The sequence below is a fragment of the Ruegeria sp. CK2 genome (assembly GCF_056536585.1).
The window spans coordinates 214,515-230,159 of record NZ_JBQFPW010000006.1; the positions used below are offsets into that span (position 1 = coordinate 214,515).

The following is a 15,645-nucleotide window of genomic DNA, read 5'->3' on the forward strand; positions in this document are numbered from 1 at the left end:
CGACTTTCCGGATATAAGAGGATATGGCAAACGTGCTGATATCTCAGCGCAGTCAGATCAGATGGACGTCCAATTGGCTGAATTGATCGTCAGGCGCGTCGGATTGCGCGGATGCCAAATTCACTTGCTGCGTGACGTGGGGCATGTCGGTCGATAACTAAGCGCGCTTTTCTCCAATCGACGCGACCCCGAGAACGTCCAGCACCTTGGCTTCGATATGTTCGGCATTCATGCCCGCTGCCGTATACATATCTGCGGGGTTTGCGTGGTCGATGAAAACATCCGGTAAAACCATTGAGCGATACTTTAACCCGTGATCAAATATGCCTTCATCGGCCAGCAGTTGTGCGACATGACTGCCGAAACCACCGATCGCGCCTTCTTCGATGGTGATCAGAGCTTCGTGATCGGCGGCCAGATCCAGGATCAGATCGCGATCGAGGGGTTTGGCAAATCGGGCATCGGCGATGGTAGGGGTGATGCCCTTGGCCGATAATGCCTCGGCGGCCTTCTGAACCTCGGCCAATCGGGTGCCAAAGGACAACAAGGCCACGCGCGCGCCCTTCTGGATCAATCGGCCTTTGCCGATTTCAAGAATCTCACCACGCTCCGGAAGATCGACTCCAACGCCCTCACCGCGCGGATAGCGGAAGGCAATCGGGCCATCGTTGTGTGCGGCCGCAGTGGCCACCATATGCATCAATTCAGCCTCATCCGCAGCTGCCATGACGACCATACCGGGCAGGTTGGACAGGTATGCAACGTCGAAAGATCCGGCATGGGTCGCCCCGTCGGCTCCCACCAGCCCGGCACGGTCGATCGCAAAGCGCACTGGCAGACGTTGGATCGCCACGTCATGCACAACCTGATCATAGCCACGCTGCAGGAAGGTGGAATACATCGCACAGAATGGCTTCATCCCCCCAGCGGCCAACGCCGCCGAGAAGGTCACGCCATGCTGCTCAGCAATGGCCACATCGAAACAGCGCGACGGATAGCGTTCGGCAAACAGGTTCAACCCGGTGCCATCTGGCATCGCCGCGGTAACGGCCACGATCTTGTCGTCACGGGATGCTTCATCAACCAGAGACTTGCCGAAGACCGACGTATAAGACGGCGCATTGGAGGGTGTTTTCTTCTGCTCGCCTGTGACCACGTCGAACTTAGCCGTCGCATGCCCTTTGTCGCGGGCCTGTTCGGCCGGAGCATAGCCTTTGCCCTTTTTTGTCAGCACATGGATTAGGATCGGGCCAGTTGCCCGCGCCTTGACCGTGCGCAGAACCGGCAGCAACTGGGCCAGGTCATGCCCGTCGATGGGGCCGAGATAGGAAAAGCCCAGCTCCTCGAACAATGTGCCGCCAACAGCCATGCCTTTCAGCATTTCCTTGGCGCGCTTTGCGCCCTCGCGGAAAGGTTCGGGCAATAGGGACACCGCGCCTTTGGCGGCGGCTTTTAGATCGTGAAAGGGTTCTTCCGCATAGATCCGCGACAGGTAATTGGACAGTGCTCCAACCGGCGGTGCAATGCTCATCTCATTGTCGTTCAGGATAACGATCAGGCGCTTCTTCAGGTGGCCTGCGTTGTTCATCGCTTCAAACGCCATCCCCGCAGACATCGATCCATCCCCGATGACGGCAATCGCATCGCCCAACCCTTCTGGGGTGACGCCTCCCAGATCGCGCGCAACTGCAAACCCCAAGGCTGCACTGATCGAGGTCGAGCTGTGGGCCGCCCCGAACGGGTCATACGGGCTCTCGCTGCGTCTGGTAAAGCCGCTGAGGCCATCCTTCATGCGCAACGTACGGATACGGTCGCGCCGTTCGGTTAGGATCTTGTGCGGGTAACATTGGTGTCCAACATCCCAGATGATCTTGTCGCGTGGCGTGTCAAACACGGCGTGCAGGGCTGTCGTCAGCTCGACCACACCCAAGCCTGCACCTAAATGCCCGCCTGTGACGGACACCGCCGAAATAGTCTCGGTCCGCAATTCCTGTGCCACCTGATGCAATTGAGCGTCCGAGAACTGCTTGAGATCCGCCGGGCGGTTCACAAGATCCAGCAAAGGCGTATTCGGGCGTTCAGACATTTGGCACGTTCCTGGCTTAGCTGTCCCGGGCAATAACGAAGCGGGCGGCGTCCTTCAAGGTTTCAGCCTTAGGGCCATATCCATCAAGCGCCGCGCACGCTTGATCCACCAGATCAGTGGCACGGGTCTTGGCGGCGTCCAGTCCCAACAGAGAAACAAATGTTGCCTTCCCTGCCGCGGCATCTTTTTGCAGGCGCTTGCCCGCCTTTTCGGAGTCACCCTCGATATCCAAGATGTCATCGGCAATTTGAAAAGCAAGGCCAAGGGCTTGGGCATATTGGCGCAAGGGTTCGGGATCGGCCTCTGCCAAGCGCGCTCCGGCGCAGGCAGACCACTCGATCAGCGCACCGGTTTTGCCCGATTGCAGGCGGGTGATATCGGAAAGATTCAAGGGGTCCAGGGTGGTCTCGGCTGCAACATCCAATGCCTGACCCAGTACCATCCCCTGAGCGCCACTGGCTGTGGCCAAAGTCAAAGCCAAGTCAGCACGAATTTCAGCGGTTCCGACCTCGGTCCGGGTACACAGTTCAAACGCCAATGCCTGCAGCGCATCCCCGGCCAGCAGAGCGGTGCCTTCGTCCCATTTCATATGCACGGTCGGGCGTCCGCGCCGCAGGTCGTCATCATCCATACAAGGCAGATCATCGTGAACCAGCGAATAGGCGTGTAGCGCCTCGATGCCTGTGGCTGGCCAGATCGCGCGCGCCTTATCGATGGCATGCAACCGGGCGCTTTCCAGTACAAGAAACCCGCGCAGCCGCTTACCGCCCTGAGTGGCATACCCCATCGCCCGGGTCACATTCAGATCATCCAGATCGCGCAGAACCAGATCGAACTGTCCCTGAATGCGCGCCGCATCCTGCGCCAGTCTTTCGCGAAACATTTACTGGCCTTCGACAGGTGTCGTCCCGGTCGGCTGACCATTGGCATCCAGAGTGATCGCCGCGACCTTTTCTTCGGCGCGCTTCAACTCATCCTCGCAGCGTTTCTTTAGTGCCGCACCACGTTCATACAGCGCGATAGACTGATCCAGCGCCACGTCACCGCGCTCCAGCTGGCCAACAACGGCCTCAAGCTCTTTCATCGCCTGTTCAAATGTCATCTGCTCAACGGGGGTATCGGTCATCGGGCTGCCTTCATCAGTTCTTCCACATGGGCGCGCGTTGCATCGGCCAGCGCGTTCAGATCATACCCGCCTTCCAGAGTCGAGACGATACGGCCCTCACAAACCTCACCGGCAATCTTGCAGAGCTCAGCTGTGATCCAGGCGAAATCGCCGGTCGACCAATTCAGATTGGCCAGCGGATCGTCCTGATGCGCGTCAAACCCGGCCGAGATGATGATCAGTTCCGGCTTGAACGCTCGCAGACGCGGAAAGGCCTGTGTTTCATAGGCGGCCCGCATCTCGGCCCCACCGGTGCCGGGGGCCAGCGGGATGTTCAGCACCGTGTCATACGCACCGGATTCATCCGGCCGCCCTGATCCGGGCCACAGTGGCATTTGCTGGCTGGTGATCACCAGTGCGCGCCGTTCGTCCCACAGCAGATCCTGTGTGCCATTGCCGTGATGCACATCGAAGTCGACCACGGCGACTCGCTTTACCCCATGATGATCCAAGGCGTGTTTGGCGGCCAGCGCCGCATTGCCAAACAGGCAAAACCCCATCGCGGTTTCTTTTTCTGCGTGATGCCCCGGCGGACGGATTGCACAGAACGCATTTGGCGCCTCGCCGCCCAGCACCATATCCACCGCGCGCACTGCTGCCCCAGCCGCACGATAGGCCGCATCGACCGACCCGGGAGACATGAACGTATCACCATCAATCTGGGCGAATCCGTCGTTTGGCCGGTTGCCTCGTATGTCCCGAATGTGACTTTCGGGGTGGACGCGCATCAAATCATCATCTGCGGCCAGCGGTGCCGTGACCCTGTTCAGCTCCAAAGGTTCCAATGCGTGCAAAATATGCTCCAACCGGGCGACCCGTTCGGGATGTCCTGTTGGTGTCACATGCCCAAGGCAATCCGCGTGGGTCAAAAGGGCTGTTTTCATCGGAATCCCTTGTTCATCTGGCCAAAAATATCCTCGCCGAAGGCCTGAAAACGCCGCGCAGCGGCACTGTTAATCTGGCGCCAACATGTAACCGGCACCCCGCACCGTTTGCAGGTAACGCGGCTGTTTCGGGTCCTGTTCGATCTTACGGCGCAAGCGTGTGATCTGAACATCCACGGCGCGTTCCTGCGCCTGCCCCTTGTCGCGCCCAAGATCTTCGACCAGCTTTGCCCGGCTAATCGGTTCTCCGGGCTGTGCCGAGAAGATCTTCATCAACTGGCTTTCGGTGGCGGTCAGGCGCACCGGGTCCTCGCCTTGCCACATCTCACCACGTTCGATGTCATACCGGATCGGGCCGAGGGTTAGGATCTTTGTTGTTGCATCCTGCGCGGGTGTTTCAGGCATCCGCCGCAGGATCGCATTGATACGCAACAACAGCTCTTTTGGCTCGAAGGGTTTGGCCAGATAGTCATCTGCTCCCGCTTCAAGGCCGGCGATCCGATGCTCGGTCTCGCCACGTGCCGTCAACAACAGGATCGGCGTTGTGCTTGTTTCGCGTAGCGCGCGGGTCAGGCTGACACCGTCTTCGCCGGGCATCATCACGTCCATAACGATCAGATCAAAATCCAACCCCGACAAGACCCGACGCGCATGTGCCGCATCCCGTGCCGCCGTGACCAGAAACTCATTTCGCATCAAGAACTTCTTGAGCAGATCGCGGATGCGCTCATCATCATCCACTATCAGCAGGTGGGCGTCCATGTTGCTCATGAGGTTGTGTCCCGAAGTTTCGTGTAGGCATGACGCATATCAGCATCCATCATTGCTTCAAGCACTTTGCGGAATCCGGCAACCGCTTCGGGGCCTGCGTCTTTGTAGGCCGCACGCATGCGCGCGCGCTGCGCGTCCGATAGCTGTGCTTCCAATGCCCGTCCGTTTTCGGTCAGAAACAAATGGCGTTCGCGCTTGTCGACGGTTCCAACACGGCTTTCGACAAGGCCGTCTTCGATCAACGTTCTGAGAACTCTGTTCAGCGACTGTTTTGTGACGCCCAGAATGGCCAAAAGATTGTTGACCGTTGTACCGGGTGCGCGGTTGATAAAATGGATCGCCCGATGGTGCGCGCGACCATAGGCCAGTTCGGCCAGGATGCGGTCTGGATCTGCGGTAAATCCTCGGTAGGCAAAGAACATCGCCTCGATCCCTTGTCGCAATTGCTCATCTGTCAAAAACAACAAGCTTTCGCCACCAAACAAAGGGGCTGGGCGGATGTCGGACATATCATGCCTCATTCGTTACACGGGTTTGACTTTATGTCAGCGTTATTGACATTCCAAGAGCGCACAGGTATCGAATCGCAGTTTTTGCGTAACTTTATGACCATTTCGGACCTAAATAGCGCAATAATCGGAAATTCAACCCGGTTCAGGAGGTTTCGCATGGCGGGGTATGACGATCGTGACGGTGTCATCTGGATGGATGGCGAACTGGTGCCCTGGCGGGACGCCAACGTGCATCTCCTGTCCCACGCGATGCATTACGCGTCTTCCGTGTTCGAAGGCGAGCGCGCCTATAACGGCAAGATCTTCAAGAGCCGCGCGCATTCGGAACGGTTGATCGCATCGGCTGAGGCTTTGGATATGCCAATGCCCTATACGATTGATCAGATCGAGGCTGCAAAGGAAGAAGCTTTGGAAGCCAGCGGGCTGCAAGACGCTTATGTGCGCGCGCTTGTGTGGCGCGGGTCGGGTGAAGATATGGGCGTGGCTTCGGCCAAGAACCCGGTCCGCATGGCGGTCGCGGTTTGGCCATGGGGAGCATATTACGGTGATGCCAAGATGCAGGGCGCCAAACTGGATATTGCAGAATGGAAGCGGCCCAGCCCGGAAACGATCCCGGTGCATGCCAAGGCGGCAGGGCTGTATATGATCTGCACAATCTCGAAACATAAGGCCGAGGCCAAAGGGTGTTCGGACGCTTTGTTCATGGACTACCGCGGATACGTGGCCGAAGCGACCGGCGCCAATGTGTTCTTCGTGAAAGATGGTGAGGTGCATACCCCGCTGGCCGATTGCTTCCTAAATGGCATCACCCGCCAGACCGTGATCCAGATGCTGAAAGACAAAGGCATCAACGTGATCGAGCGTCACATCATGCCCGAGGAAATGGCTGGTTTCGAACAATGCTGGCTGACCGGTACCGCGGCCGAAGTTACGCCAGTTGGACAAATCGGCGACTACACCTTTGAAGTGGGCGAGTTGACTCGCGAAATCGCCGGCGACTACGAAAAGCTCGTTCGCAGCTAAGACCACAGTTGGATTATTAGAATTTGAGCCGCCGTTTCTTAACCGGCGGCTCACTTTGGTTCGATAATCTCAATGCACTTTGCTTTTTGGCGTTACAGTCTGACCAGCAATCCGCCCAAACCAATCAGCGCTCAAGTTGCTCTTTGGTCGCATTTTTAGGCTTGAAAATCCCGACAAAAATAATCAGTTATATATCAACGCTGGATGATCTAGCATTTGGCATTGAGTTTCGAGGCGGTTTGCGCGCTTAGCGCAGGATATGGTGAGAGCACGCCGCCGCCTCGGAAACGAATTGAAGATTGGGCTGCCGCAGGGGCGAAAGGGTCAGAAATGGGCGATCCGCTTGACGAAATCATTTCCCGGCACGATGCGGCCACGTCGTGTGGATGTTCGTGTTGCGACGACGATTTCGCGGCTTATGCCGAGCAGAAGAAGCGCGCGCTTGCGATCGAGGAGCCCACGGCGAACGCGACACTGCCTGAAAGTGCTGCTAGTCGGCGCGGATCGGTGCGGTATATCTTTGAAACAGTGCTGGCGGAATCAAGCACCAAAGACGGGTGATCGACGTCGACGAGGCATCTGCGTCGATCTATTGACCCTTTAGTAATCCACGCCGCGCTGGGCCTTGATCCCGGATTTGAAAGGGTGCTTTTCTTCGGTCATTTCTGTCACCAGATCGGCATAATCCCGAAGCTCTTTTGGCGCGTCACGTCCCGTCAGGAAGACACTCGTGCGGTCGGATCGCGCATTTAGACCTTCCATCACTTGCTCAACCGACAAGTATTCATAGCGCAACGCTATGTTGATCTCGTCCAAGACAATCAGATCATATTCGCCGCTTGCCATCAGATTACAGGCCTTGTCGAAGGCCGCATTGGCGGCCGCGATGTCACGCTCGCGATCCTGCGTGTCCCAAGTAAAGCCTTCGCCCATTGTGTGCCAGGTCACCAGATCACGCTCTTGGAAAAAGCGCCGCTCGCCGGTTTTCCATTTGCCTTTGATGAACTGCACAACAGCGACCTTCTGACCCCAGCCCAATGCACGGATCACAACGCCAAACGCGGCCGAGGATTTGCCTTTGCCTTTACCGGTATTGATCAGAATCAGACCACGTCCCGGGTCGACGGCCTCGGACACTTTTTTGCGGTGCTTGGCCTGCACCTTTTGCATCTTATCCTTGTGATCCTGCGCGTCGCTCATGGGGCACCCTCTTTGACTGTTGCGCCCAACCTAGGGGAAGTTCGCAAAAGGTAAAGTCACGCTTTGGGGTCTGTGACGGATCGCGCCTTGCCGCGTTCCAGCCCCAGCTGGTGTTCGCGCCAAATCACCACCACGTTGCCCGTAATCACCAGTGCAGCCCCGATCAGGATGGCAATTGTCGGCAGTTCGTCGAACCAAATATAGCCGATAACAATGGCAAATAGCATGGTGGTGTAGTCGTAGGGTGCCAGCATAGACGCCTGTCCAAACCGATAAGACGAGGTCACGAGGATCTGGGCAACACCGCCGGTCAATCCGACCGCGATCAAGATCGTCGCCTGCTCCCATGTGGGCATGGTCCAGCCCCAAAAAGCCGTCAGCCCCGACAGCAGCGTTCCAGTGACGCAAAAATAGAAAACAATGGCGGCCGGATGATCCACCTGTACCAGTTGCCGAATATGGATTTGCACAAACGACCGGGCAATCGTCGCCGCCAAAACACAGAGCGCACCAATCGTGGCAGCTGTTTCCATTTCTGTGCTGCCAAGGCGCGGCCAGACCATGATCAGAACGCCAAACAGGCCCAGGGCGACGGCCCCGATACGGATCATGCGGATACGTTCGCCCAACATCACCGCCGCCAGAATCAGGGTGAAGATGGGGGTGGCATACCCAATTGCGGTGACCTCGGGCAGCGGCAGCAGGCTGAGCCCGGTAAAGGTCAGGCCCATGGCGGTTGTTCCTAAGACCCCGCGCCAGAAATGGCCCATCGGTTTCTTGACGACAAAGCCTTGCCCCAACTCTCCGCGAGCAATCAGCCAGATGATGATGATTGGAATGGCGAACAAGGACCGGAAGAACACCAGCTCACCGGGCGGGAAATCCTCGGACAACACCTTGACCAAAGCCGACATCGACGTGAACAGAAACAGGGCGCTGAGTTTCAGCGTCACGGCCAGGACCGGTCGATGCGATGTTAAGGATTTTGCCATTGGCGGGACCCTGCGCCTTTGAATTGGAAAGATCAACGGGTCGGATCAGGGATCGACCCAAGTTTGTGGCAAAGGGCTGCCGATCTCGTCCGCCAGTTCCTGCAGATAGCGGATCATCCAGCTGGTTCTGTGCTGCGCAAGCCGTTTGCCGCCTTCAGTCAGCATGTCCTGTTGCAGGTTCAGCAGTTTGACCTTCCAGTGATCGATAGAGAATTGAAGATCATCCAGCGTGCGATTTTCGGCAAACGGGTCGGCTGGATCGTAGAGCATCCGCCCCAGCGCGCCTGACACCAAAAACGTGCGAGCCATCCCTATCGCACCCAGCGCATCCAGCCGGTCTGCATCTCGCAGAATACGGGCCGTGGGGGTTTCCGGTTGCATTTTGGCCGAGAAACTGTGGGCTTCGATCGCGTGTTGCACGACCTGAATATCTGCAGTCCGAAAGCCCAATTCAGCCAGAATAGGCTCTGATTCCTCTGCAGATTTGCGGGATGCCAAATGGCGGTCAGGGTGGTCCTTGGGCAGGTTTACCAGATCATGCAGATAGCTGGCGGCCAGCAATACTACCATGTCCGCATGATCGTCGGCGATCGACTGAGCATTGACCCAGACCCGATCCAGATGTGCAAGATCATGGGCAGGATCGGTCTGCATCCGCTGCATGATAACCGCACGCAGCCGGGTGCGCAGATCAGCCAATATGCCCACGATTCTCGCCGATCTGACCACGGTGCAGCAGCAGGTGGTCCAGGATGACGCAGGCCATCATCGCCTCGCCCACCGGAACCGCGCGAATACCGACGCAAGGATCATGACGGCCCTTGGTGATGATCTCGGTCTCTTCTCCGGATTTGGTGATGGTCTTGCGCGTGGTAAGGATGGATGAGGTCGGTTTCACCGCAAAGCGCACAACAACATCCTGCCCCGTGGAAATTCCACCCAGTATGCCACCAGAGTGGTTTGAGCTGTATTGAGGCCCGTTTTGACCCATGAAGATCTCGTCTGCGTTGGCCTCACCCGTAAGCTCGGCTGCGGCCATACCTTCACCGATTTCAACGCCTTTGACGGCGTTGATCGACATCATCGCAGCGGCCAAATCAGTGTCTAACTTGGCATAAACTGGCGCACCAATGCCGGCGGGAACACCTCGGGCGACCACCTCGACTATGGCACCAACGGAATTGCCTGACTTACGCAGGCCATCCAGATACGTGGCCCAATCCTCGGCGGCCTTGGCGTCCGGGGTCCAGAATGGATTCTGTTCGATCTGAGACCAGTCGAAGTTTTCGCGGTCGATCCTGTGCGGTCCGATCTGGCTCATGTACCCGGTGATCTGAACATTCGGAGCGATCTGCTTGATCGCCTCTCGCGCCAGCCCTCCGGCGGCAACGCGCGACGCGGTTTCCCGGGCTGAGCTGCGCCCGCCACCGCGATAATCACGGATACCGTATTTCTGCCAGTAGGTGATATCTGCATGACCCGGACGGAACTTGTCCATGATGTCACCATAGTCCTTCGAGCGTTGATCGGTGTTTTTGATCATTAGCTGCACGGGCGTGCCGGTTGTTTGGCCTTCAAACACGCCGGACATGATTTTCACGGCGTCGGCCTCGCGGCGCTGCGTCGTGAATTTGTTCTGCCCCGGTTTACGCTTGTCCAACCAGTGCTGGATCATGGCTTCGTCGATTTTCACACCCGGAGGGCAGCCATCGACAGTGGCGCCCAACGCCGGTCCGTGGCTTTCGCCCCAGGTGGTGACGCGGAATAGATGGCCAAAACTGTTCATCGACATAAGGCATGCTCCTTTGAGCGTCGTGATTAGCGGGGAGAGACCTTGTCCTCAAGCGGATTTGCGTTTGACTTGCGATGTAGCGCCGCCCGGTGGGCGGCGCGATGGATTATTTTTAAAATATGAAGATCAGGCGGCTTGCGACAGCGAGATGCGTGTCTCTGTGATCTTCAGCGCGGCTTGGGCCGCTTCGCGTCCCTTTTGGATGAAATGCGCACGATAGATCGCGTTGTGGTGGGCCGTTTCCTGATATTGGTGCGGGGTCAACGCGACCGACAGAACAGGAATACCCGTGTCGAGCCCTGCACGCATCAGCCCATCGACCACTGCCTTGGCCACAAAATCGTGCCGGTAGATGCCGCCATCCACAACGAAGGCGGCGCAGACGACGGCGCCGTAACGCCCGGTCTGGGCCAGATCGCGGGCCAGCAGGGGCATCTCGAACGCGCCGGGGACGTCGAATACATCGACCTGTTCGGCTGGTATGAGCTCCTGAAATCCGTCAAGCGCGCGGTCAACGATATCGGAATGCCAGTTGGCTTTAATAAAAGCATAGCGGGTGTGTGTCATCATGATCTCCTTTCGCGGTTTGGTGGCCTGCTGGGGTCGCGAAAACCGGTTTCCACTTTTCGCTGCCTGCATGGCATGACACGTCACCCAAGGCGATCACGAGCAGACACGCCACATCACCGGCGCTCTGCGCGTTCTCTTTCATCCGGACTGTAACCGTCGGCTCTGGCATCTCACCAGATCTGCTTGTCACCCCTAATACCGGGGCCGCTCGCGGGCTTACGGATCACAGTCCGCATACCGCCGGTGGGGAATTTCGCCCCGCCCTGAGAACAGAGAGAACCTTGCCAAGGTGCCACCGGTTCTGCAAGAGATTTTGTCAGGAGAACAGCCATGCACCCCAACCCCGCCTTCCGCGCCGAAGAGCGCGCTCGTCATATTGCGTTCGCACGGGATCGCGCCTTTGGCGTTCTGGCTTTGTCGACCGAGGACGCACCGGCCCTGAGTCACGTTCCGTTTCTGCTGACCGAGGATGGATTGCAGGCCGACCTACATCTGGTGCGCTCGAATCCTATCGTGAGGATGCTGAAACGGCCACAAACTGTACGGATCGCGGTGTCGGGTCCGGATGGGTACGTTTCGCCAGATTGGTATGAGATCGCGGATCAGGTTCCGACCTGGAACTATGTGGCGGTGCATTTGACCGGCCAGCTTGAGCAGTTGCCGCACGACGCGTTGCTGGATCTGCTGGATCGGCAGTCGGCCTTCTACGAAGAGCGACTGCTGCCCAAACCCCCATGGACCACTGGAAAGATGTCCGACGAAGCCTTGGCCAGAATGATGCGCATGATCGTCCCGTGCCGGATGCGGGTCGATGACATTCAGGGGACATGGAAGCTGAACCAGAACAAAACGGACGAAGTGCGTCTTCGGGCGGCTGATCAGATGTACGCGCACGGTTTTGGGGGCGAAAACGAACAGCTGGCCACGTTGATGCGCAAGACGTGACCAACGTCGGTGCGGGAAACCGTCCTACTGGGAGTTGAACGTGGCAAGAAAGGCGGCGATGTCTTCGGCACCCTTTTTCAACTTGACGCTCATGTTGGGGCGGGCTGTTTCGTCATCCAGATAGGTTTTGATGAATTCGATCGGGTCTTCGGAATAGTCGGCGATGTTTGCCTCGGTCCAGACGAGCCCTGCTTCGCCGGCGCGGATCATGTCATCGGTGAACATACCAATCGGCAGCCGGTCGCTTCCATAGCGATAGTCAACCTCGGATCCGGCAACGCGGCCGACGACACCATAGAGATTCGGTCCGGTTATTCCGCCTTTCACCAGAACCTCGCCGTCCTTGATGATGGCATGGCAGGACGAACATCGGTTGTAGAGCTTTTCACCTTTAGCCGGATCACCAGATGCTATGGCTTGGGTGGAAAGGGCTGACATGAACGAAATTGCGATCAAATTGACCTTTGACATTAGGTTTCTCCTGATAGGATTTCGCGCGCAGCGGACTTACTTGCGATCGCGCAAAAAGTGCAAGAAGAATCCGCTTAACAAAAATATCTATTTAAAAATAATGATTTAAGACGGTACTTTCTTCCTAAGGTAGCAAGATGCTTCGAGAAAATCGGAAGGTCGGCCGGAAAGGTCGTAAGTCGCCTGAATACCTTCAAGTCGGCTCAAAAGGCCCCGCGTCGGAGTCGCAACACGGGTCGAATCAGCACCGTTCAATTCGCCGCGGCGACAAAAGATGTGGCTGCGAGACATCAAAAAAAACCCGTTGCGGCGTGACATAATGCCCAGATGCGGCGTATTGCGCATTTAAGAGCGCTAGACGAACTCTATTCTCCCCGATAGATAGCGCGGTTAAGACGCCGCATTCGTGCGGTGCGCGAGCTATTTGCCCGTTCGCGGGCGCCAGAAAATCGGAGATAACCTCGTGTCCCACGCAGAAGACCACGAAGGCACCCGCAGAGATTTCCTCTACTACGTCGCTGGCGGCGCAGGTGTCGTAGCAACAGGGGCCGTCGTCTGGCCCTTGGTGAATCAGATGAACCCCTCGGCGGACGTGCAGGCGATGTCATCGATCCGTCAGGATGTGAGCGGGGTCGAGCCGGGTACGCAGCTGACCGTGAAATGGTTGGGTAAGCCCGTCTTTATCCGTCACCGCACCGGCGTCGAAATTCAGGAAGCAGCGCAGCAGGACGAAGAAGGGCTAGCCGCTCTGCCCGATCCGCTGGCGCGTAACGCGAACCTGAACGCTGATGCACCGGCAACCGATGCCAACCGCGTCATGCCCTCGCCCGAAGGCGAAGCGCCCGGCGCCTGGATCGTTCAGATGGGTGTTTGTACCCACTTGGGCTGTGTGCCTCTGGGTGATGCCGGTGATTTTGGCGGTTGGTTCTGCCCCTGCCACGGCTCGCACTACGACCTGGCCGGCCGTATCCGCAAAGGCCCAGCGCCTGAAAACCTGCCAATTCCGCCCGTAGAATGGGTGGACGCCTCCACCATCAAACTCGGCTAAGGGAGACCCAGATGTCCGGAATTCCCCACGATCATTACGAGCCGAAGACAAACGGCGAGAAATGGCTGCACAGCCGCCTGCCCATCGTTGGCCTGCTGTATGACACCCTTATGATCCCGACCCCCAAGAACCTGAATTGGATGTGGATCTGGGGCATCGTCCTGACGTTCTGTCTGGCGTTGCAAATCGTCACCGGTATCGTGCTGGTGATGCACTATACCCCGCATGTTGATATGGCCTTTGCCAGCATCGAACACATCATGCGCAACGTGAATGGCGGTTACATGATCCGCTATCTGCACATGAATGGCGCGTCGCTGTTCTTTGTGGCGGTTTATATCCATATCTTCCGTGGTCTCTTCTACGGCTCCTACAAAGCCCCGCGTGAAATCACGTGGATCATCGGGATGCTCATCTATCTGATGATGATGGGCACCGCATTCATGGGCTATGTTCTGCCCTGGGGTCAGATGTCCTTCTGGGGGGCGACCGTGATCACCGGTCTGTTTGGCGCTATCCCGTTTGTGGGTGAAGCGATCCAGACATGGTTGCTGGGCGGACCCGCCGTGGATAATGCCACGCTGAACCGTTTCTTCTCACTGCACTACCTGCTGCCGTTCATCATCGCGGCGCTGGTGGTCGTGCACATCTGGGCCTTCCACACCACGGGCAACAACAACCCAACGGGTGTTGAGGTGCGTCGTGGTTCAAAGGCGGATGCTGAAAAAGATACGCTGCCCTTCTGGCCCTACTTCGTGATCAAGGACCTGTTTGCGCTGGCCGTCATTCTGGTCGTGTTCTGGGCGATCGTTGGCTATATGCCGAACTATCTGGGCCACCCGGATAACTATATCGAAGCCAACCCGCTGGTCACGCCTGCGCATATCGTTCCCGAATGGTACTTCCTGCCGTTCTACGCGATCCTGCGGGCCTTCACCGGCGAAGTCTGGGTCGTGCAGATCGCAAGCTTTGTCACCGGTGGTATCGTCGACGCCAAGTTCTTTGGTGTTCTGGCGATGTTCGGTGCGATCCTGGCCATGGCGCTGGCACCCTGGCTGGACACATCCAGCGTGCGTTCGGGCAAGTACCGTCCGATGTTCAAATGGTGGTTCTACCTGCTGATCGTCGATTTCTTTGCCCTGATGTGGCTGGGCGCGATGCCCGCGGAAGAGCCCTATGCAACGTGGTCACTGATCGCGTCGGCCTACTGGTTCGGCTATTTCTTTGTGATCCTGCCGCTTCTGGGTGTGATCGAGAAACCCGAGGTTCCGCCGGAAACCATCGAAGAAGACTTCAACGCGCATTATGGCAAGGCTGACGCTGACGCCACGCCAGCCGAGTAAGAGGGACTGAAAACCATGTTCAAGAAACTTGCATTCGGTGCCGCGTTTGCTCTGGCGTTTGCACCTGCCTCGACCTTTGCGGCAGGTGGCGGTGAGCAGCATATCGAGGACTTCCACTTCTCGTTCGAAGGCCCCTTTGGGACCTGGGATCAGAACCAGCTTCAGCGTGGCCTGCAGATCTATACCGAGGTTTGCGCAGCTTGCCACGGTCTGAGATATGTACCTCTGCGTGACCTTGAGGCGCTGGGCTACTCGGAAGAGCAGGTCATCACCTACGCGGCCGACAACTTCGAAGTGTTCGACCCCGAGCTGGACGACTTCCGTCCAGCTATTCCGACCGACCACTTCCCGGTGAATGACGGTGTTGGCGCGCCGGACCTTAGCCTGATGGCCAAAGCCCGCGCTGGCTTCCACGGGCCGAAAGGGACTGGGATCAACCAGCTGGTCAAAGGCATGGGCGGTGCGGAATACATCGCGTCTTTGCTGGACGGCTATACCGGTGAGGAAAAGGAAGAGGCAGGCACGATCCTGTACGAAAACAAAGCCTTCCCCGGTGGCTGGATCTCAATGGCGCCTCCGTTGTCGGATGAGCAGCTTGATTTCGCTGACGGTCATGCCAATACGGTTGAGGCCATGTCAGAAGACGTGTCGGCCTTCCTGATGTGGGCGGCTGAGCCGAAGCTGATGGATCGTAAAAACGCGGGTTTTGTCGGCGTAATCTTCCTGACAGTACTCTCGGTCCTGCTGTACCTTGTCAACAAGCGTCTGTGGGCGCCGGTCAAAGGCCGCAAACACTAAGGTCTTTCCGAGATCTTAATTCTAAGACCCCCGCACCTAATGGTG

18 protein-coding genes and 1 riboswitch are annotated in these 15,645 nt (G+C 57.6%); of the genes, 6 read left to right on the forward strand and 12 right to left on the reverse strand.

What is annotated here, in order from left to right:
• Window positions 1-157 precede the first annotated feature (157 nt).
• The 6 genes from dxs to ACR0BU_RS11940 all read right to left on the reverse strand — a co-directional run bounded on the left by dxs (window position 158) and on the right by ACR0BU_RS11940 (window position 5,415).
• Window positions 158-2,086 carry a 1-deoxy-D-xylulose-5-phosphate synthase gene (dxs, locus tag ACR0BU_RS11915; RefSeq protein ID WP_480737366.1) on the reverse strand — a complete coding sequence of 643 codons (1,929 nt, stop codon included), beginning with the start codon at window positions 2,084-2,086 and terminating at the stop codon, window positions 158-160.
• Window positions 2,087-2,102: 16 nt separating this feature from the next.
• Complete coding sequence (locus tag ACR0BU_RS11920) at window positions 2,103-2,969, reverse strand: polyprenyl synthetase family protein (RefSeq protein WP_480737364.1); 867 nt, start codon at window positions 2,967-2,969, stop codon at window positions 2,103-2,105.
• On the reverse strand, window positions 2,970-3,212 hold the full coding sequence (locus tag ACR0BU_RS11925; RefSeq protein ID WP_120634800.1) for an exodeoxyribonuclease VII small subunit: 243 nt from the start codon (window positions 3,210-3,212) through the stop codon (window positions 2,970-2,972).
• Window positions 3,209-4,135, reverse strand: coding sequence for a histone deacetylase family protein (locus ACR0BU_RS11930; RefSeq protein WP_298937911.1), 927 nt, complete (start codon window positions 4,133-4,135; stop codon window positions 3,209-3,211). The genes ACR0BU_RS11925 and ACR0BU_RS11930 overlap by 4 nt, the downstream gene beginning before the upstream one ends.
• 69 nt (window positions 4,136-4,204) lie before the next feature.
• Window positions 4,205-4,906, reverse strand: a complete 702-nt coding sequence (locus ACR0BU_RS11935; protein ID WP_299085003.1) for a response regulator — start codon at window positions 4,904-4,906, stop codon at window positions 4,205-4,207.
• Window positions 4,903-5,415, reverse strand: coding sequence for a MarR family winged helix-turn-helix transcriptional regulator (locus tag ACR0BU_RS11940; RefSeq protein WP_298937913.1), 513 nt, complete (start codon window positions 5,413-5,415; stop codon window positions 4,903-4,905). The genes ACR0BU_RS11935 and ACR0BU_RS11940 overlap by 4 nt, the downstream gene beginning before the upstream one ends.
• A 159-nt stretch (window positions 5,416-5,574) precedes the next feature.
• Here ACR0BU_RS11940 and ACR0BU_RS11945 point away from each other — a divergent pair, with 159 nt between their 5' ends.
• Together ACR0BU_RS11945 and ACR0BU_RS11950 are read left to right on the forward strand one after the other, a co-directional pair.
• Window positions 5,575-6,441 carry a branched-chain amino acid aminotransferase gene (locus ACR0BU_RS11945; protein ID WP_299889239.1) on the forward strand — a complete coding sequence of 289 codons (867 nt, stop codon included), beginning with the start codon at window positions 5,575-5,577 and terminating at the stop codon, window positions 6,439-6,441.
• Between the two features lie 216 nt (window positions 6,442-6,657).
• On the forward strand, window positions 6,658-7,002 hold the full coding sequence (locus ACR0BU_RS11950; protein WP_298937915.1) for a hypothetical protein: 345 nt from the start codon (window positions 6,658-6,660) through the stop codon (window positions 7,000-7,002).
• 39 nt (window positions 7,003-7,041) lie between these two features.
• Here ACR0BU_RS11950 and cobO read toward each other — a convergent pair whose 3' ends face one another.
• From cobO to ACR0BU_RS11975, 5 genes are all read right to left on the reverse strand, one after another.
• Window positions 7,042-7,641 (reverse strand): cob(I)yrinic acid a,c-diamide adenosyltransferase, encoded by a 600-nt coding sequence (gene cobO, locus ACR0BU_RS11955; RefSeq protein WP_480737362.1) that lies wholly within the window; start codon window positions 7,639-7,641, stop codon window positions 7,042-7,044.
• A 56-nt stretch (window positions 7,642-7,697) separates the two neighbouring features.
• A complete protein-coding gene (locus tag ACR0BU_RS11960; RefSeq protein WP_480737361.1) occupies window positions 7,698-8,633 on the reverse strand; it encodes a DMT family transporter in 936 nt (311 codons plus the stop codon).
• Between the two features lie 45 nt (window positions 8,634-8,678).
• The gene (locus ACR0BU_RS11965; RefSeq protein ID WP_480737359.1) at window positions 8,679-9,341 is read right to left on the reverse strand and encodes an HD domain-containing protein; all 663 of its coding nucleotides are present in this window, start codon (window positions 9,339-9,341) and stop codon (window positions 8,679-8,681) included.
• On the reverse strand, window positions 9,325-10,425 hold the full coding sequence (aroC, locus tag ACR0BU_RS11970; protein WP_480737357.1) for a chorismate synthase: 1,101 nt from the start codon (window positions 10,423-10,425) through the stop codon (window positions 9,325-9,327). The genes ACR0BU_RS11965 and aroC overlap by 17 nt, the downstream gene beginning before the upstream one ends.
• Window positions 10,426-10,551: 126 nt before the next feature.
• Window positions 10,552-10,995: a 6,7-dimethyl-8-ribityllumazine synthase gene (locus ACR0BU_RS11975; protein WP_480737355.1), complete on the reverse strand. Its 444-nt coding sequence runs from the start codon at window positions 10,993-10,995 to the stop codon at window positions 10,552-10,554.
• Between the two features lie 126 nt (window positions 10,996-11,121).
• Window positions 11,122-11,270, reverse strand: a riboswitch (FMN riboswitch).
• 55 nt (window positions 11,271-11,325) lie between these two features.
• Between ACR0BU_RS11975 and ACR0BU_RS11980 the strand changes: the two genes are divergently transcribed.
• The gene (locus ACR0BU_RS11980) at window positions 11,326-11,940 is read left to right on the forward strand and encodes an FMN-binding negative transcriptional regulator (RefSeq protein ID WP_480737354.1); all 615 of its coding nucleotides are present in this window, start codon (window positions 11,326-11,328) and stop codon (window positions 11,938-11,940) included.
• Between the two features lie 24 nt (window positions 11,941-11,964).
• Here ACR0BU_RS11980 and ACR0BU_RS11985 read toward each other — a convergent pair whose 3' ends face one another.
• On the reverse strand, window positions 11,965-12,411 hold the full coding sequence (locus ACR0BU_RS11985) for a c-type cytochrome (RefSeq protein WP_480737353.1): 447 nt from the start codon (window positions 12,409-12,411) through the stop codon (window positions 11,965-11,967).
• Between the two features lie 463 nt (window positions 12,412-12,874).
• Between ACR0BU_RS11985 and petA the strand changes: the two genes are divergently transcribed.
• Genes petA through ACR0BU_RS12000 form a run of 3 tightly spaced genes read left to right on the forward strand, consistent with a single transcriptional unit; the run spans window position 12,875 to window position 15,600 of the window.
• Complete coding sequence (gene petA, locus ACR0BU_RS11990; RefSeq protein ID WP_299084977.1) at window positions 12,875-13,459, forward strand: ubiquinol-cytochrome c reductase iron-sulfur subunit; 585 nt, start codon at window positions 12,875-12,877, stop codon at window positions 13,457-13,459.
• An 11-nt stretch (window positions 13,460-13,470) separates the two neighbouring features.
• A complete protein-coding gene (petB, locus tag ACR0BU_RS11995) occupies window positions 13,471-14,802 on the forward strand; it encodes a cytochrome b (protein ID WP_480737351.1) in 1,332 nt (443 codons plus the stop codon).
• 15 nt (window positions 14,803-14,817) lie between these two features.
• Window positions 14,818-15,600: a cytochrome c1 gene (locus tag ACR0BU_RS12000; RefSeq protein ID WP_480737350.1), complete on the forward strand. Its 783-nt coding sequence runs from the start codon at window positions 14,818-14,820 to the stop codon at window positions 15,598-15,600.
• The last annotated feature ends 45 nt before the right edge of the window (window positions 15,601-15,645 follow it).